The sequence below is a fragment of the Bradyrhizobium sp. Kon37 genome (assembly GCF_055807535.1).
The window spans coordinates 1-411 of the sequence record NZ_JBVVOY010000152.1 but is presented as its reverse complement, the minus strand read 5'-3'; the positions used below and the strand labels follow the sequence as shown (position 1 = coordinate 411).

1 protein-coding gene is annotated in these 411 nt (G+C 55.2%); it reads left to right on the top strand.

Annotated elements, in window-relative coordinates; genetic code table 11:
- Window positions 1-411: amidohydrolase (locus tag AC0L3J_RS37555; protein ID WP_473350452.1), on the top strand; the 411-nt coding region annotated here is incomplete at both ends.

Below are 411 nucleotides of genomic sequence, written 5' to 3'. Positions count from 1 at the left end.
GCCTTGCCCATATTGTTCCAGCCATTTCTTGACGGCTATTGCAGCGGCAAAGGCGGCACGGTGCGCTTTTATGGTTGTCCTGGCGAAGAAGGCGGCTCGGGTAAAACGTTCATGGTTCGCGAGGGGGTATTTGATGATGTGGATGCGGCACTCACCTGGCACCCGGAAGCCTTTGCCGGTATGTTCAATACCCGCACGCTGGCAAACATTCAGGCATCATGGCGCTTTAAAGGGATCGCAGCACATGCCGCGAATTCCCCTCATTTGGGACGCAGCGCCCTTGATGCCGTAACGTTGATGACCACTGGCACCAACTTCCTCAACGAACATATTATTGAAAAAGCGCGCGTACACTATGCCATCACAAATAGCGGCGGGATCTCGCCCAACGTGGTCCAGGCGCAGGCAGAA